This window comes from Humibacillus xanthopallidus, from assembly GCF_006717145.1.
Taxonomy (GTDB): domain Bacteria; phylum Actinomycetota; class Actinomycetes; order Actinomycetales; family Dermatophilaceae; genus Humibacillus; species Humibacillus xanthopallidus.
Window position 1 is genome coordinate 1,845,415 of record NZ_VFQF01000001.1, and the last position, 24,491, is coordinate 1,869,905.

Genomic DNA, 24,491 nt, shown 5'->3' on the forward strand with positions numbered 1-24,491 from the left:
GGCGATTTGTCGTATCAGGCTGACGGCGTGGCCGCTCCGATGGACCATGGAGACACTCACGACTCGCTCAGGGGCGTGTCGGCAAGCCCCGAGGAGGCGGGCATGACCGGTTTCGACAAGGACCTCGACAAGGGCGACCAGTCGGAGGAGGTCGTCACACCGGACCTGCCCTTCGACGACGACTGGGACTGGAAGCCCGGTGACCGCGACATCGTCGTGCGCGGACCGAACCAGAGCGTGCCCAAGGCCCGCGCCTACACGAAGTACGACCCGCCGGGCATGTGCTGCCAGTTCGTCTGGAACTGCATCGCCGCACCCCGCAGCTTCGGCCTCGCCGACGCGAACGCCGCGTGGAACCGCTCGAAGAACCGGCGGGGTGACCAGAGCCCACCTCCCGGGGCCCCCGTCTACTGGGCCGGAGGGAAGCACGGGCACATCGCGATCTCCGTCGGTGGCGGGTCGGTGCGCTCGACCGACTGGCCCGTCAAGGGCCAGGTGGGCGACGTCAAGATCTCGCGGATCACGTCGGCGTGGGGCATCACCTACCGCGGGTGGTCCACCGACTGGGCCGGCGTTCCGATCCCCGGCATCGGCGGCGCCCCGACCATCGCCGGCAAGCTCGGCACGATCGACGACGAGGCGATCCGTCCGGGCAAACGCAACGACCATGTCCGCCGCTTCAACGCGGCCCTCTGGTCCTCGATGCCGGCCGACTACCGTGCGGCGCACCAGAAGGAGTGGATGAGCGAAGCGTCCGACCTCTACGGCCCGGTCAGCCAGGAGGTCTGCTACGACAAGTACGCGATGCTCAACAAGAAGGACCCCAAGAAGTGGCCGCTGCCGAGCAAGCCGGCCTGGCCCGGGCCGGGCCTCATCCGGCTGCTCGGCGGAACTGCCGACTGACCGTCAGCTCATCGCCGGCGGCGGAGGAACCCGATGACCACGACGGCGGCGACGGCCGCCGCGACGATTGCCGCGATGCGCTCGATGCGCAGCTCACCGTCAGGGGTGTGCGTCGCGGCGTCGAGCTTGAGCCGGAGGCCCTGCGCCTGACGCTGGGCGATGACCTGCGGCTGCGCGCGGTAGGCGAGCTCGTTGATGGTGCCCTCGAGACGGGCCCGCGTGGCCTGGATGTCCTGCTCGAGACGTGCGGTGTCACTCATGCTGGCTTGTCCTTTCGAGGGTCTGCGTCGACTCTACTGGGGGCTCATACCCCGTCACGTCTCAGTCGGCGATGCCGAGGTCGCGGCGCAGCTTGGCGACGTGTCCCGTGGCCTTGACGTTGTAGAAGGCGTGGCTGACGGTGCCGTCCTCGGCAACGACGAAGGTCGAGCGCAGCACCCCCTCGACGGTCTTGCCGTAGAGCTTCTTCTCGCCGAAGGCGCCGTAGGCACGGTGCACCGCGAGGTCGGTGTCGGACAGGAGCGTGATCGTCAGCTGGTCACGCTCGCGGAACTTCGCGAGCTTCGCCGGGGCGTCCTTGCTGATGCCGAGCACCTCGTAGCCGTCGCGCCGGAGCGTCTCGATCGAGTCGCTGAAGTCGCAGGCCTGCTTCGTGCAGCCCGGGGTCATCGCCGCCGGGTAGAAGTAGACGATGACCTTGCGGCCGGCGAAGTCCGAGAGGCTCACGGTCTTGCCGGTGTCGTCGGTCAGGCTGAAGGCGGGCGCCTGGTCGCCGGGCTCGAGGCGAGAGGTCATGGAACGCTCCTTCGGTGATGCGGACGGGAGACTGGCCGAGCCCACGAGAGCGTGGGCACGGATGGTGCGGACGGCGGGACTCGAACCCGCACACCTAGGGCACAGGAACCTAAATCCTGCGTGTCTACCAGTTCCACCACGTCCGCGAAGGTGCGCCCCCACTGTAGTTGGCGATACGTCGGCAGCGCCTTCGGGTTACCCTCGGCGCGTGCGCCAGAACGTCGGGTCGGGCAGTCCGTGGGAGTCGGAGGTCGGCTACTCCCGCGCCGTGCGGGTCGGTGGGCTCGTGCACGTCGCCGGCACGACCGCGACGCGCGACGGCGTCGCTCAGGCCCCCGGAGACCCCTACGGTCAGGCCCGCGTCGCGCTCGAGATCATCGCGGCAGCGCTGACCGAGTGCGGCGCCTCGCTGTCGGACGTCGTGCGCACGCGCATCTACGTCACGGACATCGCTCACTGGGCCGAGGTCGGCCGCGCCCACGGCGAGGTGTTCGGCGACGTGCGGCCGGCCGCCACCATGGTGCAGGTGGCCGCGCTCATCTCCCCCGACCTGCTCGTCGAGATCGAGGCCGACGCCGTCGTCGCCGGTACTGACGCGACCGGCCGTGACGTGACCGGCCCCGACGTCACTCGACCCTGACGTTGACGACGTGGATGCCGGTCGCCCCGTCGGGTGCCGGCGGCGCCTCGTAGGGCGACTGCACCTCACCGGTCGCGTCGTAGGCGCGCACGCGGATGTCGTGGCTGCCGGGCGTCGCGTCCCACTCGAGCACCCACTGGCGCCACGTGTCGATGCTTGCGTCGACGGCGAGCCGCGCCGCGGTCCACGGGCCCTGGTCGACCTGGACCTCCACCTTGGAGATGCCGCGGTGCTGGGCCCAGGCGACGCCGGCGACGGCGACCTTGCCGGCCTTGACCGTGGCGCCGGCCCGCGGCACGTCGATGCGTGACTCCGTCTTCACCGGACCGAGCGCCGACCAGCCGCGCGGCGTCCAGTAGCCCTGGTCCTGCTCGAACGTCGTCACCTTGAGCTCCGTCACCCACTTCGTCGCGGAGACGTAGCCGTAGAGCCCGGGCACGACGAGCCTCACCGGGAAGCCGTGCTCGAAGGGCAGCGGCTCGCCGTTCATCCGGATCGCGAGCAGTGCGTTGCGGTCGTCGGTGAGAGCGGCCAGCGGCGTGCCGCACGTCCAACCGTCGACGCTCGTCTGCAGCACCATGTCGGCGCCGGCCTTGGGGCCCGCCATCGCGAGCAGCTCGCGCACCGGCCACCCCGTCCACACGGCATTCCCCGTGAGGTCGCCACCCACCTCGTTGGAGACGCACATGAGCGTGACGAGCGCCTCCGTCAGCTGCTTGGACTCCAGTGTCTTCCAGTCGATCTCGACCTCTCGGTCGACCATGCCGGTGACCTTGAGCTTCCACTCGGCGGCGTCGAGGCGCGGCACGACGATGGCGGTGTCGATGCGGTAGAAGTCGCCGTTCGGCACGACGTAGGGCGTCAGCCCCTCGATGCCGAGGTCCGCCCCGGCCGGGATCGTCAGCTTCGTTCCCTTGAGCGTCTGCGCCTTGAGCGCCTCCCGCGAGACCGTGGCGGCGCTCGAGCCCCCGCCGAGGACCGTGCCGAGGTATGCCGCCGCGCCGCCCACGATGCCACCGAGCACCCAGCGTCGGGTCGGGTTCGACGGCGTGCCAACGGAGTTCGCGGTGTGGGCGTGGCTGAGGAACCACAGCCCGGCAGCCACGCCGAGCAGGGTCGGCACGATGTCGGCGGGCGCTGCACCGGGCCGCGAGAGCACTGCTGCGGCGCCGACGGCCCCGACGAGGGCGAAGAGCACGAGCGCCAGGGTGAGGCGGTGGCGGGCGATCACACCGATCGCCGCGCAGACGAGCGCAAGCACGACGACGGTCCCGACGAGCAGCGCTCGCTTGTCGTTGGTGCCGAACGTCCCGATCGCGAAGTCCTTGAGCCACGCCGGCGTCCGGTCGATGAAGGCTCCGCTGACGGCGGCGACCGGAGCGGGCTGCCCGCCCGCGGCCCCGACGGCTGTCAGCAGTGCGGCGAGCAGGGTGCCGAGACCCACCGTGAGCAGACCGGCCACGAGCCCGTCCACCGCACCCACCCAGACGGGCACACCGCGGGTGTCGGGTGACAGCGGTGTCTGTGGCGTGGTGGGCGGGCTCGTGGTGGTCATGGCCTCAGGTGCTCCTTCAGGTGCGGCACGAGTGCACGGAAGGCGAGCGCCCGGTGCGACACGGCGTTCTTCTCCCCGGCGGCATACTCCGCCAGGGTGCGTTCGGTGCCGGCGGGCTGACCGGATGGCACGAAGATCGGGTCGTAGCCGAAGCCGCCCTCTCCTCGCGCCTCGCGGCCGACGCTGCCGGGGAAGTGACCGAGCTCGGCTGCCGAGCGCCCGTCGGGCATGACGAGGGCGGCGGCGCACACGAAGGCCGCCGCCCGGTGCTCGTCGCGGACGTCGCCCAGCTGGGCGAGGAGCAGCTCGAGGTTGGCGCGGTCGCCCTTGCCGCCCGACCAGCGGGCGCTGAAGATGCCGGGGGCGCCGCCGAGCACGTCGACCGCGAGCCCGGAGTCGTCGGCGAGCGCCGGCAGGCCGGTGACCTGGGCGGCCGAGGCGGCCTTGAGGATGGCGTTCTGCTCGAAGGTCACGCCGTCCTCGACGACATCGAGCGCGTCGGCGAAGTCGTCGAGCCCGACGATCTCGAGACCGAGACAGTCACAGACGTCGGCGAGGATCTCGCGGAGCTCCTCGACCTTGTGGGCGTTGCGGGTGGCGAGCACGACCCGGCTCATGAGGCGACCTCGTCGGCGAGGGCGGCCTGCTGCATCGTCGTGAGGTCGGCGCAGCCGCGGGTGGCGAGGTCGAGCAGGGCATCGAGCAGCGCCCGGTCGAACGGCTCGCTCTCGGCGGTGCCCTGCACCTCGACGAACCGACCGTTGCCGGTCATGACGACGTTCATGTCGGTGTCGGCCGTGGAGTCCTCGGGGTAGTCGAGGTCGAGCACCGGCTGCCCACCGACGACGCCGACGGAGACCGCCGCCACCGACCCGGTGAGCGGCTTGGCGTTCTTGCCGATGAGGCCGCGCGAGCGCGCGTCCTCGATGGCGTCGACGAGGGCGACGTACGCGCCCGTGATGGCGGCCGTGCGCGTGCCGCCGTCGGCCTGCAGGACGTCGCAGTCGAGGACGATGGTGTTCTCGCCGAGCGCCTTGGTGTCGATGACGGCGCGCAGGCTGCGCCCGATGAGGCGGCTGATCTCGTGGGTGCGCCCGCCGATGCGGCCCTTGACGCTCTCGCGGTCGGACCGGGTGTTGGTCGCGCGCGGCAGCATCGCGTACTCCGCCGTCACCCAGCCGGAGCCCTTGCCCTTGAGCCAGCGCGGCACGCCCTCGGTGAACGAGGCGGCGCAGAGCACACGCGTGCGACCGAACTCCACGAGCACGCTGCCCTCGGCGTGGTCCAGCCAGTTGCGGGTGATCCGCACCTCTCGGGTCTCGTCGGGGGCACGGCCGTCATGTCGTTGCGTCATGCCCCTGAGGCTAGCCATGCCTCAACGCTAAGCCGGAATCGCCGTTGTGGCGACGGGCGCTCCTCCGCCGTCCGCAGACCGTAAGGAGCGCCCGTCCGCCGCCGTATGCCGGGTGGCTCAGTCGGTGCGTGCCGCCGAGAGGCGCTTGACCTCGTCGTCCGACAGCTGCAGGTCCGCGGCCTTGACCGAGTCCTCGATGCTCTCGGGCCGCGAGGCGCCGGGGATCGGCACGACGACGGGCGCGAGGGCCAGCTCCCAGGCGAGAGCCACCTGCTGCGGGCTGACCCCGTGGTCACGGGCGACCTCGGCGAAGACGTCGTGCGCGCTGCCGAGCTCGGCCGCCTTGGCGATCCCACCGAGCGGGCTCCACGGGAGGAACGCGAGACCCAGCTCGGCGCAGAGGTCGAGCTCGGGCTCACTGCTGCGGAACGCCGGCGAGAACTGGTTCTGCACCGAGACGAGCCGTCCGCCGAGCACCTGCTGCGCCTCGCGGATCTGGTCGGGGTTCGCGTTGGAGATGCCGGCCATCTCGATGACACCGGCGTCGAGCAGGTCGGCCAAGGCTCCGACCGACTCGGCGTAGGGCACCGACGGGTCGGGCCGGTGGAACTGGTAGAGGCCGATCGCCTCGCCACCGAGCCGCTGGAGCGAGGCCTCGGCGGCCTCCTTGAGGTGCTCCGGTCGACCGTCGAGGGTCCATGAGCCGTCACCCGGCCGCAGGTGCCCGCCCTTCGTCGCCACGAGGATGCTGGCGCGATCGCCCGACCAGGCGTCCAGCGCGCGGGCGATGAGCGACTCGTTGTGGCCGACCTCGTTCGCGTCGCGGTGGTAGGCGTCGGCGGTGTCGATGAGCGTCACGCCGGCGTCGAGCGCCGCGTGGATGGTGCGGATGGAGCGGTCCTCGTCGGGCCGGCCCTCGATCGACATCGGCATGCCGCCGAGCCCGATCGCACTGACCTGCCTCGTTCCGATGGTTCGCTGCTGCACTGTGCCTCCTGAGTGGGGTGCCGTCCGGGGGCGGGTGCTCCCGGACCCTGTGGTCCATACCCGTCACCCCACGGCATACCTCGTCCGCCCCACCCCCGTCGAGAGGCCACTCTTCGTCGCCCCACCCCCGTCGAGAGGCCACTCTTCGTCGCCCCACCCCCGTCGAGAGGCCACTCTTCGCCGCCCCGGCTTTGGCCACTCGACGCGCGACAGGCGGCACGGATTGGCCACTCGACGCGCGACAGGCGGCACGGATTGGCCACTCGACGTGTGAGTGGCGGTGGGGTCCGCCGCCTCAGACGGAGTAGGTCGCTCCCGGCTTGGCGATCTCGACCTCGCCGGGCCAGACGGCGGCCGCCTGCGCACGGCACACCTCGGGGTCGTTCCACGCGGGCATGTGGGTGAGCATGAGCCGCTCCACTCCCCCGGCTCGCACGGCAGCAGCGGCCGCCCGAGAGCCCGAGAGGTGGATGCCGGTCACCGTGTCGCGGCCGTCGACGAAGGCCGAGTCGGCGAGCACGAGGTCGGCGCCCGCCATGAGGTCGCCGAGGGCTTCGCACTCGTCGGTGTCGCCGGTGTAGGCGAGCACGCGCCCGCGCGCCTCGACCCGGAAGCCGTAGGCCTCGACGGGGTGGCGCACCCGGAAGGGGGTGATCTCGAAGGGGCCCACCCGGACGGGGTCGCGGTCTCGCAGGTCGGAGAAGGCGAACACCCCGAGCAGGTCCTCGGAGTCGACATCGCCGTAGGCCCGGGCGAGGTGCGCACCCGTGCCGGAGGGTCCCCACGTCGGCACGGGGTCGCGGCCGGGTCCACCGGGGACGTACTTCATCATCACGTAGAGCCCGCACATGTCGATGCAGTGGTCGACGTGGAGGTGGCTGAGCAGGACGGCGTCCACGGCATACGGCCGGATGTGGCGCTGCAGCGCACCGAGGGCGCCGTTGCCGAGGTCGAGCACGACGCTCCACGTGCGGCCCTCGTGCTCGGCCTGCACGAGGTAGCAGGACGCGGGTGAGTCCGGGCCGGCGAAGGAGCCCGAGCACCCGATGATCGTGACGTCCACGGAGTCGAGCCTAGGTCGGGTCACCGACGCCCGCTCGGAGCCACGGCGTCGGCTGCGTCACACGTCGTCGTCGCCGTCGCCCATGAGCGCGTGCGCCAGGGTCTCCTGCAGCCAGGTGAGGAAGTCGTACCACGCCATCGCGTAGCCGAGCGGGTCGTCGTCGTCGATCGTCTCCATCGCCGCGTGGAGCTCCTCGGCGTCCTCCTCGGTGCGCATCCCCATCCGCTCTCCGAGCAGCAGGCGCACGTCCGTCAGGGCGATGAGGAAGGCCGGTGCCTGCGCGGCATCGAGGACGACGCGGTCCTCGTCTGCCGCGACGATGCGGTCGATGGCGAGGTCGAGGTTGGAGCTCTTGCGCTGGCGCAGCCCCTCCTCGGTGAGGCGCCGGAACTCCGCGGCGACCTCGTCGTCGCCGCGGTGCGCGGTCGGCAGCAGCCGGTCGAGTGCCGGGTCGCGGTGGTCGGCGTCGGCGGGCTCCGCGGCGCCCTGGTCGGCGAGGTCGAGCGACACCCCCATCGACGCGACGAGGTCGTCGAACGCGTCGCCCGTGGGCTCGATCTCGGGCGAGAGCAGCACCCGGGTCTGCTGCATGAGCCCGGAGAGGACGAGGCGCTCGCCGTCGTCGAGCAGCGCGACGAAGCCCTCGGGCTCGCGGAGGAATGCGCGTGCCATCAGTCGTCCTTCTCGAACGTCGCCCAGAGGCCGTAGCCCTGGAGCGCCTCCGCGTCGCGCTCCATCGACTCGCGCGGGCCGTTCGAGACCACCGCGCGGCCCTTGACGTGGACGTCCATCATGAGCTTCTCGGCCTTGCCCCGCGGGTAGGCGAAGTAGGTCTCGAAGACCCACGTCACGTAGGTCATGAGGTTGACCGGGTCGTTCCACACGATGGTGACCCAGGGGAGGTCGGGCGCGACGACCTCGTCGACCGAGGTGACCTCCTCCTCGACGGGCGCGAGCGACAGGCTGGCGGTTGGCACACGCCCACACTAGAGCCCACGACGTCCGCCGTATGCCGGGTGGCCCCCGCCCGTAGGGTGGCGGGGTGAGCACCCGTGCGACCGCCACCACCAGCACCGCGAGCACCGCCCTGCTGACCGACCACTACGAGCTGACGATGCTCCAGGCCGCACTCGCCTCGGGCGAGGCGCACCGGCGCTGCGTCTTCGAGGCCTTCGCGAGGCGGCTGCCCGACGGGCGGCGCTACGGGGTCGTCGGTGGCACCGGCCGCATCCTCGAGGCGCTCGAGGCCTTCCGGTTCGGCGACGACGAGCTGCGCTTCCTCACCGACGCCGAGGTCGTCGACGGGGCGACACTCGACTACCTCGCCTCCTACCGCTTCACCGGTGACGTCAGCGGCTACGCCGAGGGCGAGTGCTACTTCCCCGGCTCACCGGTGCTCGTCGTCGAGTCGTCCTTCGCCGAGGGGGTCCTGCTCGAGACGCTCGTGCTGTCGATCCTCAACCACGACACCGCGATCGCGTCGGCCGGCTCGCGCATGACAAGCGCCGCCGGAGGCCGGCCGTGCATCGAGATGGGCTCGCGGCGCACGCAGGAGGAGTCGGCTGTCGCCGCAGCACGGGCGGCCTACATCTGCGGCTTCGACGCGACGAGCAACCTCGAGGCGGGGCGGCGCTACGGCGTGCCCACGACGGGCACGGCCGCACACGCCTTCACCCTGCTCTACGACTCCGAGCGCGAGGCCTTCACCGCTCAGGTCGAGTCGCTCGGCAAGGGCACGACGCTGCTGGTCGACACCTACGACGTGCGGCACGCCGTCGACCTCGCCCTCGAGATCGCCGGGCCCGAGCTGGGAGCCGTGCGCCTCGACTCCGGCGACCTGCTCATCCAGGCGACCGAGGTGCGGGCCCAGCTCGATGCCGCCGGCAACCGCGACACCCGCATCATCGTCACCTCCGACCTCGACGAGTTCGCCATCGCCGCACTCGCGGCCGGGCCGGTGAGCGGCTACGGCGTCGGCACCGCGCTCGTCACGGGGTCGGGCGCCCCGACGGCGTCGATGGTCTACAAGCTCGTCCAGCGCGAGGACGCGTCCGGGGTCATGCAGAGCGTGGCGAAGAAGAGCAAGGACAAGACGTCGGTCGGTGGTCGCAAGTGGGCTCTGCGCCGCCGCAACGAGCGCGGTGTCGCACAGGCCGAGGTCATCGGCATCGGCGAGCAGCCACGCGACGACGGCGACGACCGCGCCCTGATGATCGGCCTCGTGCGCGGCGGCGAGGTCATCGACCACCAGGACATCCACGAGGCACGCGCCCGACACGAGGCGTCGCGGGCGGAGCTGCCGCGCGCCGCCCGCCAGCTCTCACGGGGGGAGCCCGTCATTCCCACCATCTACGAGGAGGACTGAGCCATGGCCGAATCCGAGGGACGCGCGCTGATCATCGTCGACGTGCAGAACGACTTCTGCGAAGGCGGCTCGCTCGCGGTGACCGGCGGGGCAGAGATTGCCCAGCTCGTGTCCGAGCACGTCGTGCGGCACGCTGCCGACTACGACCACGTCGTCGCCACCGCCGACTGGCACATCGATCCCGGGCCACACTTCTCCGACACCCCCGACTACGTCGACTCGTGGCCGGTCCACTGTGTCGCAGACTCCGAGGGCGCCGACTTCCACCCGCACCTCGCGACCGCCCTGCACCACGTCGAGGCGGTCTTTCGCAAGGGTGAGCACGCTGCTGCCTACAGCGGATTCGAGGGCCACAGCGATGACGGCGAGGGCTCGTCGCTCGCCGCCTGGCTGCGCGACCACCACGTCGGTCAGGTCGAGGTCGTCGGCATCGCCACCGACCACTGCGTGCGCGCCACGGCACTCGACGCCCAGCGCGAGGGCTTCGACACGACGGTGCTGCTCGACCTCACGGCGGGCGTGGCTCGGCCCACGACGGACGCCGCGCTCCACGAGATGGACGAGGCCGGCATACGCTTGCTCGGAACCCCCACCGTCGCGAGCTGACGCCCCCTCCCCAATCGAGTGGCCGATCCGCCCCGCGCGCCACTCCCGAACTGGGACCACGAGGCCACTCGAGTCCCGACTCCCCCGTCGAGTGGCCGCTCCGCCCCACCAGCCACTCCCGGCTGGGACGACGAGGCCACTCGAGTGCCCCTCTCCCCCAGTCGAGTGGCCGCTCCGCCCCACGCGCCACTCCCGAGCTGGGACGACGAGGCCACTCGAGTGGGGTGCGGGGTCAGCGCAGGACGGCGCGCAGGGCGCGGGCCGCGCGCTGGAGACGCGGGCCGACGACGCGGACGTCGAGCGGCTCGAGCGCGACGACGCCGACCGACGCCTCGACCGTCGCCGGAGCGGAGCCGGCGACGGCAGCCGCGAGCGGCACGGCGAGCCCGTGCGCGCCGGCCTGCAGCTCCCCGTCGGACGCGACGACCCCGTCCTGCCCCGACCGGCCCGCGAGGATGGCCCGGCCCGCCGCCCCCTGGTCGAGGCGGTGCCTCGCCCCCGAGCGGTAGGCGACGTGGAAGTCGGTCCACGACGGTTCGACGACGACGAGCGCGAGCGCCTCGTCGCCCTCCGCGATCGTCAGGTGGGCGGTTGCCCCGACGGCGTCGGCGAGCTCACGCAGCACCGGCCGCGCCTCGGCCCGCACGATCGGCGTCACGGCCGAGGCGAGGCGGCTGATGCCGAGCGCCAGCCGCACCCGCCCGTCGTCGGCCCGGGCGACGAGGTGGTGGGCCTCCAGCGTGGTCACCAGCCGGTAGACCACGGGACGTCCCACCCCGAGAGCCGTCGCGAGCTCGGTGACTGTCAGACCCGCGGAATCGCCTCGCGCAGCGAGGGATTCGAGGATCCGTATGCCGCGGTCGAGGGTCTGCGACGACTCTGACCGCGGCGCAGACGCCTCGGACGACACGCGCTCAACCCTCGGAGTGCACGCCGCCGGCACCGCCTGGCCCCGGGCGACCCAGGCCCTGCGACCACGACATCGCGTAGACGCCGTCGTCGACAGCCAGGCCCGCCTCGCCCAGATCGAGCGGGCGGAAGGTATCGACCATGACGGCGAGCTCGTCGAAGCGCTCGACACCGATGGATCCCTCGGTCGCGCCCGGCTGGGGTCCGTGCGGGTGCCCACCGGGGTGCACCGAGATCGAGCCCTTTCCGATGCCCGAGCCCTTGCGCGCCTCGTAGTCGCCGTCGACGTAGAACATGATCTCGTCGCTGTCGACGTTGGAGTGGTAATACGGCACCGGGATGGCGAGCGGGTGGTAGTCGACCTTGCGCGGCACGAAGTTGCAGATGACGAAGTTCCAGCCCTCGAAGACCTGGTGGACGGGCGGCGGCTGGTGGATGCGCCCCGTGATCGGCTCGAAGTCGCGCACGTTGAAGACGTACGGGTAGAGGCAGCCGTCCCAGCCGACGACGTCGAGGGGGTGGCACGGCAGCGTGTGCACCGTGCCGACGACGCCGCCCGGGCCGTTGCCCCGGTGCTTGATGTAGACGTCGGTCTGCTCGTCGGGGTCGGCGCCCACGTCCTCCGCGAGCAGCGGCCCGACCGGCTGGCGCAGGTCGCGCTCGCAGTAGGGGGCGTGCTCGAGGAGCTGACCGTACTTGCTGAGGTAGCGCTTCGGCGGGGCGATGTGGCTGTTCGCCTCGATGCAGTAGGCGCGCAGCGGGTCCTTCGTCGACCTCTTCGGGATCCAGCGGTGCGTCGTCGCGCGCGGGATGATGACGTAGTCGCCCTCGCCGACCTCGAAGGAGCCGAAAACCGTTTCGACACTTGCCTTTCCGCGCTCGACATAGACGCACTCGTCGCCGATGCCGTTGCGGTACCACGGGCTCGGCTGCGCAGCGACGACGTAGGAGATGCGCACGTCACCGTTGCCGAGGACGAGCCGTCGGCCCGTGACGACGTCGGCGGCGCGGGTGGCCTTGGCATCGAAGAGGTCGTGAAGCTTGAGGTGCCGCGGCAGGAGCGGGTGGTTGGGCGTCGTCGACTGGTCGGGCAGCTCCCACACCCGCGAGGCGACGATCGTCGACGGGATGTTGCGGTGGTAGAGCAGCGAGCTGTCGGAGCTGAAGCCCTCCTCGCCCATGAGCTCCTCGTAGTACAGCTCGCCCGCCTTGGGGCCCCGGCCGGGACGACGGTGCTGCGTGTGACGCTTCGGCGGGATGCTGCCGACGGCTTGGTAGTGCGCCATGGCTCCTCGTTCATCGTTGACGGGCGTCCGATAATCGGACGCTGGCGTATCACTATTGCCACAGTGGAGTACGCTCCCCCACATGTCAAGGACGCCGCTGTTCGACCGCCTCGTCGACGACGCGGCCGTCTTCCCGCCCGGGCTCGCACCGCTCGACGTCGCCGTGCGCGAGCACCTCGACAGGCGCACCCAGCCGTATGCCGGCCACATCGGCACGCTTCTCGTGCCCGCCACCGACGTGGTCGAGCTCGCCCGCCTCGCGTCGCTCGATGAGCGGACGGCGGCACAGCCGCTCGAGGTCGGGCTCGTCGTGCGCCCGGGCTCCCCCGTCCACCCGCTCGTCGAGGCCGCCGGCCTCCTGCGCGACGATGCGCGCGTCGTCCTCACCGGGGTCGAGCTCGGTTGGTCCACCGACTGGCGGTCGGTTCTCGAGCTCGATGTCCCTGTCGTCGTCGAGGTGGGCACGGGCGCCGACCAGCAGACCGGGCTCGACGACATCGCCGCCGCGGTCGACGCCGACGCCGACGTCATCGCGAAGTTCCGCACCGGCGCTACCCCGTCGTGGCCCTGGCCCGACGAGCACGCCCTCGGCGGCTTCCTCGACGCGGTGATCCTGCACGGACTCTCGTTCAAGCTGACCGGTGGCCTGCACCACGCCGTGCGCGGACGCTACGGAACCGAGCAGCAGCACGGGCTGCTCAACGTCCTCGTCGCGACCCATGAGGCTCTCGGCGGAGCGGAGGCCCCGGAGCTCGCCCAGATCCTTGCGCAGTCGAGCGCCGAGCTGCTCGCAGAGCGCGTGTCACGGCTGACGGCTGTCGACGCGGCCCGTGTGCGAGCCAGCTTCACGGCATGCGGCTGCTGCGGGGTGCTCGACCCGCTCGTGGAGCTCGCGGCCCTCGGCCTCATCGCCGAGCACCCGCACCTCGACCGCTGACCGCACCCACTCACGCCACACGAACCCACCCACCGACCCACCCACGAGGAGACCGCACGTGACGACGTGGCTCGACGTCCCGACCGACCATCCCTTCGGCATCGACACCCTCCCCTACGGCGTCTTCTCCACCGACGACGCGCCCGAGCGGCGGGTCGGCGTACGCATCGGCGACCTCGTCCTCGACGCGGGCGCCGTCGCCGCGGTCGGACGGGATGCCGGGCTGGTCGGTGACGGCCCGGACCTCGCCGCCGTCTGGCAGACGCCGAGCCTCAACGCCTTTCTGTCCCTCGGCCGGCCGGCGTGGACGGTCGCCCGCGAGTGGCTGAACGAGATTCTGCGCGATGACGTGCACCGGGCGGGTGTCGAGCCGCACCTCATCCCGCTCGACCGCATCACCCTGCACCTGCCGGTCGAGGTGGCCGACTACGTCGACTTCTATGCGAGCGAGCACCACGCGAGCAACGTCGGGCAGATCTTCCGACCCGACAACGCTGCGCTGCCACCGAACTGGAAGCACCTGCCGATCGGCTACCACGGCAGGGCGGGAACGGTCGTGGTCTCAGGGACCGACGTCGTGCGACCGAGCGGTCAGCGCAAGGGACCGCAGGACCCGGCTCCCGTCTTCGGCCCGAGCATCCGTCTCGACATCGAGGCCGAGCTCGGTTACGTCGTCGGTGGCGCGACGGAGCTCGGCTCGCGAGTGTCCGTCGACGCCGCGGCCGACCACCTCTTCGGCGTCGTCATCCTCAACGACTGGAGCGCGCGCGACATCCAGGCCTGGGAGTACGTCCCGCTCGGGCCGTTCCTCGGCAAGTCCTTCGCGACCTCCGTGTCGGCGTGGGTCACCCCACTCGAGGCGCTCCACGAGGCTCGAGTTCCCCTTCCGGGGCAAGCCGATCCGCCGGTCCTGCCCTATCTTCAGGGCGATGCGTTCGGTCTCGACGTGCATGTCGAGGTCAGCCTCAACGGCACCGTCGTGTCGCGCCCTGAGCACTCCGGCATGTACTGGTCGCCGGCCCAGATGCTCGCCCACCTCACGGTCAACGGAGCCTCTCTGCGCGACGGCGACCTCTTCGGCTCCGGCACCATCAGCGGGCCGAGCGTGGACTCGCGCGGCAGCCTGCTCGAGCTCACGTGGAACGGCACCGAGCCGCTCACCCTGCCCGACGGCTCGACCCGTGGCTTCCTCGAGGACGGCGACACCGTGACGATGACGGCGTGGGCGCCGGGGCCCGGTGGGTCGAGGATCGGCCTCGGTGAGGTGACGGGCACGATCCGCCCGGCACTGCCACTGGAGGCGTGACCGGCGGGCCGTCGTCCAGCCGTTCGGGGTCGTCAGCCGGCGGGGCCGACGAGCCCGTGCCACGACCACCTCGGGATGCTCAGGCCATCGGGCACATCGTCCGCTGAGTGGTGGTAGCGGCTCATCGTCGACGTCGTGGCCCAGGCGAAGTAGTCGTGCAGCGCTGAGCGCAGAGGCTCGTCGGTAAGTCCCACGTCACGCAGCGCCTCGTCGAAGCACGCGATCGCCCTACGGTCCATCTCCTCGTGGGGGCCGTTGCCGCTGTGCATCCGCACCACCTCGCTCTCGTCCCCCATCGTGCGCGAGTAGGTGTCAGGACCACCGAGCGCCTCGCTCCAGTAGGCAGCGAGGCGCTCGGTGTGGTCGGCACGGAATCCGTGGCTGAAGGCGTGGCTCACGATCTCGTCGGCGAGCACCCGCTCGTGCCAGGCATGGGCCAGCGCCACCATGCCCTCGGTTCCGCCCGCTGCGTCGTAGAGCGTCTGCATCGCTCCACCATGCCACCCCCCGGGTCGCCGACGGTGCTGGAGCAATCGGTGGGACGACGGGGGCCAGCACAGACCGGGGCCGCCTCGACGGCCACAGGTCAGTGCAGGACGACTCCGGGTGCGCCTTCTGCGACGTCGTCGAGCAGGTGTGACTCCTCGTGCTTGCGCGGAAGGAACGATGCCGCCACCAAGGTGGTGCAGAGCAGGATCGCCGCCACGAGGAAGGTGCTTCCGAAGGCGTCGGCGGCCTGCGCGAGCCCCTCCTCGACCGCTGCGGGCCCACCGACCTGGTCGACGAGGGCGGGGTCCTTCTGCGCCGCGATCGCGGGGATGGCGAGCGGTGCCGCCTTGAGGTAGTTGGTGAAGACGACCGAGATGACGGCCACGCCGACCGAGCTCGCGATCTGCTGCGTGATGTTGAGCAGGGTGGAGCCCCGGGCCACCTGATGCGACTGGAGGGTCTTGAGCGCCGAGGTCATGATCGGCATCATCGTGCCGCCCATGCCGAGGCCCATGATGAAGAGCACCGGGATCATGAACCCCCAGTACGAGGTGTCAGTGCCGACCTGGGTCAGGGCGAACATCCCACCGGTGATGAGCAGCAGACCGAACGGGACGATGCGCCCGACGGGGATGCGGTCCGTGAGGGAGCCCGCGATCGGCATCGTGATCATCGCGCCGATGCCCTGCGGCACCATGAGGAAAGCCGCGTGCAGGGTGTCTTCGCCGCGCACCTGCTGGAAGTAGGTCGGCACGAGCAGCAGACCGCCGAAGAAGGCCGCGGCGAAGAGGAACATCGTGATCGTCGCGACGCTGAGCCTCCGGTTGCGGAAGAGGCGCAGGTCGAGCAGCGGGTGCTTCGGCCGGAAGCTGTAGAAGACGAAGGCCACCAGCATGACGAGGCCGATGCAGAACGGCACGAGGACCTTCGTCGACATGAACGTGCCCTCACCCGGGATCGAGCTGATGCCGTAGAGGAAGAGGGCGAGACCGGGCGACATGAGCAGCATGCCGACGACGTCGAACGACTCGGACGGCTCGGGTCGGTCGGAGGGCAGCGCCCAGAGTGCGTACAGCACCGCGACGATGCCGATCGGCACGTTGATGAGGAAGATCCAGTGCCAGCTCGCGACCTCGATGAGCCAGCCGCCGAGGATCGGCCCGAAGATCGGCCCGAGCAGCATCGGCACCCCGAGGATGGCCATGAGCCGGCCCATCCGAGCCGGACCGGCGGCGCGCGTCATGATCGTCATGCCGAGCGGCATGAGCATGCCGCCACCCAGCCCCTGGAGGACGCGGAAGCCGATGAGCATCTCGATGGTTGCCGCAGTCGCGCAGAGGGCAGAGCCGATGGTGAAGAGGCCGATGGCGAGGGTGTAGAGACGCTTGGTGCCGAAGCGGTCGGCGGCCCAGCCAGTGAGCGGGATGACCGTCGCGAGCGCGAGCGTGTAGGCGGTGACCGTCCAGGCGACGGTGGAGTAGGGCAGCGGGTTGGCGGGGTCCTCGGCGAAGGCGGTCTGGAAGGTGGGCAGCGCGATGTTGACGACCGTGATGTCGAGGATCGACATGATGGCGCCGAGCACCACGACCCCGGCCACCTTGAGCACGGCGCCGTCGATCTCGTCCGGGTAGTCAGGCACCCCCGAGGAGGCGAGCGACGGCTCGGCGGAAGGGTGGTGACTGGCTGACCTGGACACGGTGGCTCCCCTCGGCGTCACGGCTGGGGTGCGACGACAGTGCCGCACAGCAGCGCATCAGCCATTGTGGACCTGCCCACCGACAGCCACGCAAGCCAATAGTCCCGGCCGGCGAAACCCCGGCTCGGGAACTCAGTCCGTCAGGCCTGGCCGCGCGGCTGCTTGCCCATGACGACCTGGGTGCGCCCGACCTTGTCGTGCAGCGCCTGGCGCTTGTCGTCCCAGAGCGGCCACAGGTAGTCGAGCAGGAAGACGATGAAGTAGAGCCCGGACACCAGCGGCACGATCTGCAGGACCGAGATGAGGCGGCGCCGCAGGGCGCTGCCGATGTCGAGCGGGCCCGGCCGGTCGACGCGGCGGACGCTGATGCCCACCGCCATCTTTCCGGGCGTCTGGGCGAGCGTCGTCCAGAAGGCGAGGCAGTAGACCGTGATGGTGCCCCACGTGATGAGCCCCACGCGGAACGCCTGGCCGGCGAGGTCCTGGGCGATGTTCTGGATCTCGGTCTGGTTCTGGCGCGACGCGGCGTCGATGAGGTTCTCGATCGTCGTGAAGTAGTCCGATGCGAAGGCGTTGAGCAGCACGTAGGACAGGATCGTGAGGATGACTCCGTCGATGATCCACGCGGCGAGACGGCGCCCCCAGGACGCGAGCGGGACGCCGTCGGCCGTCGTCTTGATCGTCTGCATCCAGGCTGCGGTGGCCGGTGCACCGGGGTACTGCGGCGCCTGGCCGTACTGGCCCTGCTGCCCGACCTGGCCACCCTGGCCGTAAGCCTGGGGCGCCTGCCCCTGCCACCCGCTGCCCTGCGGCATCGGCGTCGTCGCCGTCGGCACGCCCTGGGTCGCGGCAGCTCCCGTCGCGTCGGACGAGGACGCCTGCGGCGGAAGGCTGCTGCTCTGCGGCAGGGTCGGCGACTTCTTCGGCGCGGTGTGGCTCGTCCACATCACACCGTCCCAGTAGCGGAGCATGTCGGGGTTGCTCGGGTCGTCGTACCACCCGGACGGTTGCTGGCTCATGGGTCAACTGTGCCATGACCTCCCGCACCTTCAGCGCCAGGTGGCTCAGCTCGCCCCCTGCCGTTGCAGGATCGTCTCCTCCGCCTGTGCCAGCGCGCGGACCCGTCCCGACACCAAGGCGGTCGCAGCAACCGTGACCAGCGCGCCGAGGAGCAGCGACGGGGCCTCCCCCGGCGCCATGAGCCCGAGGGTGTTGCCGAGCGTCACCGCAGCGACGGGCACCCCGAGCTGGGCTGCGGTGATGAGAGCGGTCGGCCAGGGCTGTCCCGTCACGACCATGGCGCCGTGGACGACGAGGGCGCTCCCACCGAGGGCGAGGCCCAGGACGATGGCCGCGGGATGCGTCCCCAGCTCGCGCAGGTCGAGCGAGGCCCCCAGCCAGACGAAGAAGATCGGCGCGAAGAAGCCCTCGGTCACGGCGAAGAGCTGCTTCGCCACCCGGCGTGGCTCCCCGACCGCCGAGAGCGCGATGCCCGCCGCGAAGCCGGCCAGCATCACCGAGACGTGGGTCGCCGCGGCCACAGCGGCGAGCGCGAAGAGGATGGCGAGGGAGGCCCGCAGCTCGACGGCAAGGCTGCGCTCGTGCGAGATCTCGCGCACCTTCCGCTCGCGCCCGGACCCGACGAACCATCGCAGCAGCAGCCAGAGCAGGAAGGCGCAGCTGATGACCGCCAGCGAGCCAAAGACGGCCCGGCCGGCATGCGCAGGGTCGATCGCCATCGGCAGCGCGACGATGCAGGCGGCGTCGGCGACGGCGAGCTGCGGCAGCAGCTGCACCATCATCGGGCCGCGCACGGGAGTGCCGTCGAGGACGGGGAGCACGAGGCTGGCCGACGACGAGGCGAGCAGCACGGCATACAGGGCGGCGTGGCCGGTGCCGAAGAGGTGTGCGAGCGCCCACCCCGCCGGCACGGAGAGCACGCCGACGGCGACGGCACGCCCGAGCCCGCGGCTCAGCCCGGGGCGCAGCGCGGGGTCGCGCACCGGCACGTGGGTGCCGGCGACGAACATCACGAGGGCGAAGCCCACCTCGCCGAGGAAGCTGAAGGTCTCGTTGCTCGGGTCGAGCACGCCGAGCCCGGTGCGCCCGAGGAGGATGCCGACGGCGAGCTCGCCGATGACGACGGGAAGGTGCAGCCAGCGCGGCAGCGACAGCAGCGGACCGATGATGGCGACCAGGCAGATGAGGGCGAGCGTGGCGAATCCCATCGGCGCTCAGTCCGATTCGCGGCTCGCGGCGAGCACGGTCACCGGGGCTGGGCTCGCGGGACCTTCGTGCATGGCCGCAATCTACGCCGTGTGGTCCCGCAGCGCAGCGGGTCCGGCCGGTCCCACCGGGACCGACCGGACCAACCCGACCACGCGCCGGTCAGAGGTTGCCGCGCCGGTCCTGCTCGCGCTCGATCGCCTCGAAAAGCGCCTTGAAGTTGCCCTTGCCGAAACCGAGCGAGCCGTGCCGCTCGATGAGCTCGAAGAAGACGGTCGGGCGGTCGCCGAGCGGCTTCGTGAAGATCTGGAGCAGGTAGCCGTCCTCGTCGCGGTCGACGAGGATCTTGCGCTTCTGCAGCTCCTCGATCGGCACGCGGACGTTGCCGATACGCTCGCGCAGCTCGGCGTCCTCGTAGTAGCTGTCGGGGGTGTCGAGGAACTCGACGCCGTTGGCGCGCAGCGCGTCGACCGACGCGAGGATGTCGTTCGTCGCGACGGCGAGGTGCTGGGCGCCGGCGCCCCGGTAGAAGTCGAGGTACTCGTCGATCTGGCTCTTCTTCTTGGCGATGGCCGGCTCGTTGAGCGGGAACTTCACGCGGTGGTTGCCGTTGGCGACGACCTTGCTCATGAGCGCCGAGTAGTCGGTCGCGATGTCGTCGCCGATGAACTCGGCCATGTTCACGAAGCCCATGACGCGGTTGTAGAAGTCGACCCACTCGTCCATGTGGCCCAGCTCGACGTTGCCGACGATGTGGTCGAGCGCCTGGAAGAGCCGCATGGGCTGGCCCTCGCGCTTCTCGTAGGACGACGCGGTCGGCACGTAGCCGGGGAGGTAGGGGCCGGCATACGTCTGCCCGTCGACGGTGCGCTGCACGAGCGTGTGGCGCGTCTCGCCGTAGGTCGCGATGGCGGCGGTGCGCACCGTGCCGTGCTCGTCGGTGTGGTTGGCCGGCTCCTCGACCACGGTCGCGCCGGCGCGACGCGCCTGGGCGATGCAGCGGTCGACGTCGGGCACCTCGAGCGCGATGTCGACGACGCCGTCGCCGTGGCGTCGGTGGTGGTCGGCGAGCGGGCTGTCGGGGTCGACGGCGCCCTTGACGACGAAGCGGATCGAACCGCTCTTGAGGACGAAGGCCTTGTGGTCGCGGTTGCCGTTCTCGGGGCCGGAGTAGGCGACGAGCTCCATGCCCCACGCGCTCTGGTAGTAGTGCGCGCTCTGGGTCGCGTTGCCCGCGACGAAGACGATCGCGTCCCAGCCGGTGACGGGGAAGACGTCGGCGTCCTCGTCGTAGTCGACGAGTCCGACGAGCTGCTTCAGCTGCTCGAGGTCGAGGTTCGCCTCGCGCTCCTGGTCGGTGAGGTCGGCGCGGTGGGCGGGGGCCTGAGACGGCATCGTGTCAGTCATGTCGTGAGGGTGACGGAGTGGGCTGACAATGGTCAACAGGTGCGCCCCAGGGTGGGCACAGTGCACAAACTGTTGCCCGTATGCCGTCCGGTGCTGGACACTCTGCCCATGACGTCGCAGCCCTCACCGCCACCGCGAGCGCCCGTCGACGCCCTCGACTGCCGCATCCTGCTCCTCCTGCTGCGCGAGCCCGGGGTCGGCGTCCTCGGTGCGTCGAGGCGCCTCGGCGTCGCCCGCGGAACCGTGCAGGCCCGGCTCGACCGGCTGCAGCGCACGGGTGTGCTGCGCTCGATGGCGCCCGACGTCGACCCGGCAGCGCTCGGCTACCCCGTCACGGCCTTCTGCACCCTCGAGATCCGCCAGGGCCGCGGCGGCCACTCCCCCGTCGTCGACCACCTCGCCGCGATCCCCGAGGTGATCGAGGCGCACACAATCACCGGGTCGGGTGACGTGCTCATCCGGATCGTCGGCCGCGACAACGCCGACCTCCAGCGCGTCATCGACCAGGTCGTGGACGATGCCCACGTCACCCGCGCGTCGACGGTCATCTCGCTCGCGACCCGCCTCGACCACCGTACGATCCCGCTTGTCGAGCACCTGCTCGGCGGCGCCAGCGCCACGTCCTAGGAGACTGTGCCCGTGACCACGAACCCCTACACGCCCCGGCCGGCAGTCGAGCTCACGCACCCCGAGTGGAGCCGTGATGCGACGATCTACCAGATCAACCAGCGCAACTTCACGCCCGAGGGCACCTTCCGGGCGGCCGAGGCGCACCTCCCCCGGCTGCGCGACCTGGGGGTGGACATCCTGTGGCTCATGCCGGTCCACCCGATCGGCGAGCTCAACCGCAAGGGCGGTCTCGGCAGCCCGTACGCCGTCAAGGACTACCTCGGGGTCAACCCCGAGTTCGGCACGCTCGACGACCTGCGCCACTTCGTCGCGGCCGCCCACGACCTCGGCTTCCACGTCATCCTCGACTGGGTCGCCAACCACACCGCCTGGGACAACCCCCTCGTCGAGGAGCACCCCGAGTGGTACGCCCGTGACTGGAACGGCAGCTTCCGGCCCACGCCGTGGTGGGACTGGGACGACATCATCGATCTCGACTACGACAACGAGGACCTCCGCAGGTACATGACGGAGGCGATGAAGTTCTGGGTGCGCGAGGCCGACGTCGACGGCTACCGCTGCGACGTCGCGGGCTTCGTGCCGCTCGACTTCTGGGAGAACGTGCGCCGCGAGCTCGACGAGATCAAGCCCGTCTTCATGCTCGCCGAGTGGGAGTCGCGCGACCTGCACGTGCGGGCCTTCGACATGTCCTACGCGTGGAGCTGGAACGACACCCTGCACAAGATCGCCCACGGCAAGGCCGACGTCGATGTGCTCAAGGTGTACTACGCGTGGAACGACCGCTTCTACCAGCGCGACGCCTACCGCATGCTCTTCGTCAGCAACCACGACAAGAACGCCTGGGAGGGCACCGAGTACGAGCAGTTCGGCGACGCGCTCGTCCCCTCGATCGTGCTGTCGGTCGTCAGCGAGGGCATGCCGCTCATCTACAACGGCCAGGAGGCGGGCAGCGACCGCCGGCTCGACTTCTTCGAGAAGGACGAGATCGAGTGGCGCAACGACGAGCAGGGCGAGCTCTACCGCCGGCTGCTCGCCCTGCGCAAGGCTCACCCGGCCCTGCGCAACGGCGCTGCGGGCGGGCGCATGGTGCGCGTGCCCAACTCGGCCGAGGCCGCGGTCCTCAGCTTCGTGCGCCAGGTGGAGGGCGACCGGGTCTTCGCCGCCTTCAACTTCTCGCCGCAGGAGCAGACGGTGACGCTCGGCGCCGGTCCGCAGGCAGGAACGTGGACCGACGCGTTCTCGGGCGATGCCGTCGAGCTCGCGCCGGGCCAGTCCTACACGCTGCCGGCGTGGGGTCACCAGGTGCTCGTCGGCTCCTGATCGGCTCCGCCTTCGCCGCAGGAGTCGGACCGTGGCTGGATGGTTGCGGTCGCGGGGTGCCCCCGCCCGCAACCATCCAGCCGTGGCGCGTCCGATGCGCCAGTCCGTATGCCGTCAGGCCGTGATCGTGACCGCGGCGCCGTTGCTCACGAGCTTCCAGTCCGCGCTGGAGAACGCCGCGGCGTCGATGACCTTGTTGGCTGTCACCCAGTCGATGATCAGCTGGCGGATCTCGATCTGGCGGTTGTAGACGACCGGGGCCGCCTTGACGTGCGGGAAGTTGCCACCGCCCGACTGCCGGTAGTTGTTGATCGCGACGACGAACTGGGCCGACAGGTCGATGGGGGCACCGGCATACGACAGGTTCGCGATGCGGGAGCCGCGGTCCTTGGCGATGTCGATGTCGTAGGTGAGCGCCTTGTCGAGGCCTCCGACGATGTCGTAGTTGTAGTCCGGCGTGCCTCCGGGAGCGAGCGGGGTCACGGCGTTGGTCACCTGCTCCGGCGTGTACGGCCCCGTGCCGCTGCGCTGCTGGAAGTACCACGCCGACTGCTCGAGGTAGTCCTTGACCTGCTGGCCCGTGAGGACGATGCCGAGCAGCGTGTTGTCGAAGATGTAGAGCCCCGCGACGTCGCGCACCGTGACGTTGCCCTCGGGGATCGCCGCGGCCTGGTTGAACGGCGCAGCGATCGACAGGACCGGCAGGCCGGCCTGCGGTGTGCCGGCAAGGGCCGCCTTGACGGTGAGACCCTGCACGTAGTTGACGAAGTCCATCGCCGCGGTGTCCTCGTAGCGCGAGGTCGCGGCGGACATCGCCTGCTTCGAGGTGCCGATGACGCTGTTGACGTAGGTGAGCACCTTCGCGTGCGAGGCGGCGACCGCGCCGCTCACGGCGGGGTCCTCGGGGGCGACGTTGGAGTTGTAGAGCGTCGACTCGGAGTGCACGACCTGCCACTGCCCACGGATCTTCTGGAGGTCGAGCGACATCCGCGTCACCCGCATGCCCCAGTAGAGGGGCTCGGAGAGCAGCACCTGCTTGCCCGTCGCCGTGTTGGTCACGTAGCGCTGCGGGATCTCGAGGTGTGCGTGGCCGACGAGGATCGCGTCGATGCCGGGCACCTCCTGCGCGAGGATGGCGCTGGCGTTCTCGACGTAGGGCAGCGCGTCGCCCCAGGACGAGGCGCCGTTGTCGCCGGAGTGGCACGCGACGATGACGACGTCGGCGCCGGCCGCCTTGAGGCGCGGCACCATGACCTTGGCCTGCTCGACGATGCCCGGGAAGCGCACCTTGCCCTCGACGTTGGCGGCGTCCCAGATGGCGACGCCGGGCGTCACGAGACCGAGGATGCCGACCTTGATCGGCTTCGTATCGGGCAGCTTGACCGTCTTGATGATCCACGGCTTGAAGACCGGGGCGCCGGTGTTCCAGTCGACCGAGTTGGCCGAGAGGAGGGGGAAGTTGAGCTGCTTCTCGAAGGCCCGCAGGGTGTCGAGGCCGTAGTTGTACTCGTGGTTGCCGAGCGCGGCGGCGTCGTAGCCGACCTGGTTCATCGCGGCGGCCATCGGGTGGGTGGAGCCGCCGGTGATGGGGTCGATCTTGGCGAAGTAGTAGGCGAGCGGGGTGCCCTGGATCGTGTCGCCGGCGTCGATCGTCAGGGTGCGCTCGGCGCCGACCTCCGCACGGATGGCCTTGATGATCGAGGACGCCTTGGCCACACCGATGTCGTTGTGCGCCCTGTCGTCGTACTCGGTGTTCTTGAAGTAGTCCCAGTTGAGGACGTTGCCGTGCAGGTCGGTCGTGCCGAGCACGGTGAGTCGCACGATCTCGCCGTTCGTGCCGGGTCCGGGAGCCGCGGTGGCGGCAGCGGACGGACCGGCGGCGGCGACGGCCGCGACACCGGCGCCGCCGACGGCTGCCATGGTGAGCAGCTGACGGCGGGTGGTGGCGGATGCGAGGAAGTCTGGGGTCTTGTCGGTGCTCATCTCGTCCTTCAGGGGGTCGGGTCTGTCCCGTCTG

General features: G+C 70.7%; 25 protein-coding genes and 1 tRNA gene. 8 read left to right on the top strand and 18 right to left on the bottom strand.

Annotated features, from left to right (window positions below):
- Window positions 1-102: 102 nt before the first annotated feature.
- Complete coding sequence (locus FHX52_RS08195) at window positions 103-903, top strand: hypothetical protein (RefSeq protein WP_141821438.1); 801 nt, start codon at window positions 103-105, stop codon at window positions 901-903.
- A gap of 8 nt (window positions 904-911) precedes the next feature.
- Here FHX52_RS08195 and FHX52_RS08200 read toward each other — a convergent pair whose 3' ends face one another.
- From FHX52_RS08200 to FHX52_RS08210, 3 genes are all read right to left on the bottom strand, one after another.
- A complete protein-coding gene (locus FHX52_RS08200; RefSeq protein WP_141821439.1) occupies window positions 912-1,163 on the bottom strand; it encodes a DUF3618 domain-containing protein in 252 nt (83 codons plus the stop codon).
- A 61-nt stretch (window positions 1,164-1,224) separates the two neighbouring features.
- The gene (gene bcp, locus FHX52_RS08205) at window positions 1,225-1,698 is read right to left on the bottom strand and encodes a thioredoxin-dependent thiol peroxidase (RefSeq protein WP_141821440.1); all 474 of its coding nucleotides are present in this window, start codon (window positions 1,696-1,698) and stop codon (window positions 1,225-1,227) included.
- Between the two features lie 62 nt (window positions 1,699-1,760).
- Window positions 1,761-1,844 (bottom strand) — tRNA-Leu (locus FHX52_RS08210).
- A gap of 62 nt (window positions 1,845-1,906) precedes the next feature.
- Here FHX52_RS08210 and FHX52_RS08215 point away from each other — a divergent pair.
- A complete protein-coding gene (locus tag FHX52_RS08215) occupies window positions 1,907-2,338 on the top strand; it encodes a RidA family protein (RefSeq protein WP_141821441.1) in 432 nt (143 codons plus the stop codon).
- On the opposite strand, the gene FHX52_RS08220 is transcribed toward FHX52_RS08215, so the two are convergent.
- From FHX52_RS08220 to clpS, 7 genes are all read right to left on the bottom strand, one after another.
- Window positions 2,325-3,893 (bottom strand): molybdopterin-dependent oxidoreductase, encoded by a 1,569-nt coding sequence (locus FHX52_RS08220; protein WP_141821442.1) that lies wholly within the window; start codon window positions 3,891-3,893, stop codon window positions 2,325-2,327. The two genes, FHX52_RS08215 and FHX52_RS08220, sit on opposite strands and share 14 nt — an antisense overlap.
- Window positions 3,890-4,510, bottom strand: a complete 621-nt coding sequence (gene rdgB, locus FHX52_RS08225; protein WP_141821443.1) for an RdgB/HAM1 family non-canonical purine NTP pyrophosphatase — start codon at window positions 4,508-4,510, stop codon at window positions 3,890-3,892. Before rdgB ends, FHX52_RS08220 begins: the two co-directional genes overlap by 4 nt.
- On the bottom strand, window positions 4,507-5,247 hold the full coding sequence (gene rph, locus FHX52_RS08230) for a ribonuclease PH (RefSeq protein WP_185747124.1): 741 nt from the start codon (window positions 5,245-5,247) through the stop codon (window positions 4,507-4,509). Before rph ends, rdgB begins: the two co-directional genes overlap by 4 nt.
- Window positions 5,248-5,364: 117 nt before the next feature.
- The gene (locus FHX52_RS08235) at window positions 5,365-6,234 is read right to left on the bottom strand and encodes an aldo/keto reductase (RefSeq protein WP_185747125.1); all 870 of its coding nucleotides are present in this window, start codon (window positions 6,232-6,234) and stop codon (window positions 5,365-5,367) included.
- A gap of 295 nt (window positions 6,235-6,529) precedes the next feature.
- Window positions 6,530-7,297, bottom strand: coding sequence for an MBL fold metallo-hydrolase (locus tag FHX52_RS08240; RefSeq protein WP_141821445.1), 768 nt, complete (start codon window positions 7,295-7,297; stop codon window positions 6,530-6,532).
- Between the two features lie 57 nt (window positions 7,298-7,354).
- Window positions 7,355-7,969 carry a DUF2017 domain-containing protein gene (locus FHX52_RS08245; protein ID WP_141821446.1) on the bottom strand — a complete coding sequence of 205 codons (615 nt, stop codon included), beginning with the start codon at window positions 7,967-7,969 and terminating at the stop codon, window positions 7,355-7,357.
- A complete protein-coding gene (clpS, locus tag FHX52_RS08250) occupies window positions 7,969-8,274 on the bottom strand; it encodes an ATP-dependent Clp protease adapter ClpS (RefSeq protein WP_141821447.1) in 306 nt (101 codons plus the stop codon). The genes FHX52_RS08245 and clpS overlap by 1 nt, the downstream gene beginning before the upstream one ends.
- 137 nt (window positions 8,275-8,411) lie before the next feature.
- Here clpS and FHX52_RS08255 point away from each other — a divergent pair, with 137 nt between their 5' ends.
- Complete coding sequence (locus tag FHX52_RS08255) at window positions 8,412-9,662, top strand: nicotinate phosphoribosyltransferase (RefSeq protein ID WP_246069915.1); 1,251 nt, start codon at window positions 8,412-8,414, stop codon at window positions 9,660-9,662.
- 3 nt (window positions 9,663-9,665) lie between these two features.
- Window positions 9,666-10,268 (top strand): isochorismatase family protein, encoded by a 603-nt coding sequence (locus FHX52_RS08260; protein WP_141821449.1) that lies wholly within the window; start codon window positions 9,666-9,668, stop codon window positions 10,266-10,268.
- Between the two features lie 232 nt (window positions 10,269-10,500).
- Here FHX52_RS08260 and FHX52_RS08265 read toward each other — a convergent pair whose 3' ends face one another.
- Together FHX52_RS08265 and FHX52_RS08270 are read right to left on the bottom strand one after the other, a co-directional pair.
- Window positions 10,501-11,178: a helix-turn-helix domain-containing protein gene (locus tag FHX52_RS08265; RefSeq protein WP_141821450.1), complete on the bottom strand. Its 678-nt coding sequence runs from the start codon at window positions 11,176-11,178 to the stop codon at window positions 10,501-10,503.
- Window positions 11,179-11,182: 4 nt separating this feature from the next.
- Window positions 11,183-12,463, bottom strand: a complete 1,281-nt coding sequence (locus tag FHX52_RS08270; RefSeq protein ID WP_141821451.1) for a homogentisate 1,2-dioxygenase — start codon at window positions 12,461-12,463, stop codon at window positions 11,183-11,185.
- Between the two features lie 82 nt (window positions 12,464-12,545).
- Between FHX52_RS08270 and FHX52_RS08275 the strand changes: the two genes are divergently transcribed.
- Window positions 12,546-13,400, top strand: coding sequence for a hypothetical protein (locus FHX52_RS08275; protein WP_141821452.1), 855 nt, complete (start codon window positions 12,546-12,548; stop codon window positions 13,398-13,400).
- A 58-nt stretch (window positions 13,401-13,458) separates the two neighbouring features.
- On the top strand, window positions 13,459-14,706 hold the full coding sequence (gene fahA / locus FHX52_RS08280; RefSeq protein ID WP_141821453.1) for a fumarylacetoacetase: 1,248 nt from the start codon (window positions 13,459-13,461) through the stop codon (window positions 14,704-14,706).
- A 32-nt stretch (window positions 14,707-14,738) separates the two neighbouring features.
- On the opposite strand, the gene FHX52_RS08285 is transcribed toward fahA, so the two are convergent.
- The 5 genes from FHX52_RS08285 to hppD all read right to left on the bottom strand — a co-directional run bounded on the left by FHX52_RS08285 (window position 14,739) and on the right by hppD (window position 20,524).
- Window positions 14,739-15,194 carry a group II truncated hemoglobin gene (locus tag FHX52_RS08285; protein ID WP_141821454.1) on the bottom strand — a complete coding sequence of 152 codons (456 nt, stop codon included), beginning with the start codon at window positions 15,192-15,194 and terminating at the stop codon, window positions 14,739-14,741.
- A 98-nt stretch (window positions 15,195-15,292) separates the two neighbouring features.
- The gene (locus tag FHX52_RS08290; protein ID WP_425460090.1) at window positions 15,293-16,891 is read right to left on the bottom strand and encodes a DHA2 family efflux MFS transporter permease subunit; all 1,599 of its coding nucleotides are present in this window, start codon (window positions 16,889-16,891) and stop codon (window positions 15,293-15,295) included.
- A gap of 140 nt (window positions 16,892-17,031) precedes the next feature.
- Complete coding sequence (locus FHX52_RS08295) at window positions 17,032-17,910, bottom strand: RDD family protein (RefSeq protein ID WP_141821455.1); 879 nt, start codon at window positions 17,908-17,910, stop codon at window positions 17,032-17,034.
- A gap of 45 nt (window positions 17,911-17,955) precedes the next feature.
- A complete protein-coding gene (locus tag FHX52_RS08300; RefSeq protein WP_141821456.1) occupies window positions 17,956-19,119 on the bottom strand; it encodes a cation:proton antiporter in 1,164 nt (387 codons plus the stop codon).
- A 160-nt stretch (window positions 19,120-19,279) separates the two neighbouring features.
- The gene (gene hppD / locus FHX52_RS08305; RefSeq protein ID WP_185747126.1) at window positions 19,280-20,524 is read right to left on the bottom strand and encodes a 4-hydroxyphenylpyruvate dioxygenase; all 1,245 of its coding nucleotides are present in this window, start codon (window positions 20,522-20,524) and stop codon (window positions 19,280-19,282) included.
- A 108-nt stretch (window positions 20,525-20,632) separates the two neighbouring features.
- On the opposite strand from hppD, the gene FHX52_RS08310 reads away from it, so the two are divergent.
- A complete protein-coding gene (locus FHX52_RS08310) occupies window positions 20,633-21,151 on the top strand; it encodes an Lrp/AsnC family transcriptional regulator (protein WP_141821457.1) in 519 nt (172 codons plus the stop codon).
- Between the two features lie 12 nt (window positions 21,152-21,163).
- Complete coding sequence (locus FHX52_RS08315; protein ID WP_141821458.1) at window positions 21,164-22,474, top strand: alpha-amylase family glycosyl hydrolase; 1,311 nt, start codon at window positions 21,164-21,166, stop codon at window positions 22,472-22,474.
- A gap of 114 nt (window positions 22,475-22,588) precedes the next feature.
- Here the strand turns inward: FHX52_RS08315 and FHX52_RS08320 are convergent, their stop codons facing one another.
- Window positions 22,589-24,457: a bifunctional metallophosphatase/5'-nucleotidase gene (locus FHX52_RS08320; RefSeq protein WP_141821459.1), complete on the bottom strand. Its 1,869-nt coding sequence runs from the start codon at window positions 24,455-24,457 to the stop codon at window positions 22,589-22,591.
- Window positions 24,458-24,491 lie beyond the last annotated feature (34 nt).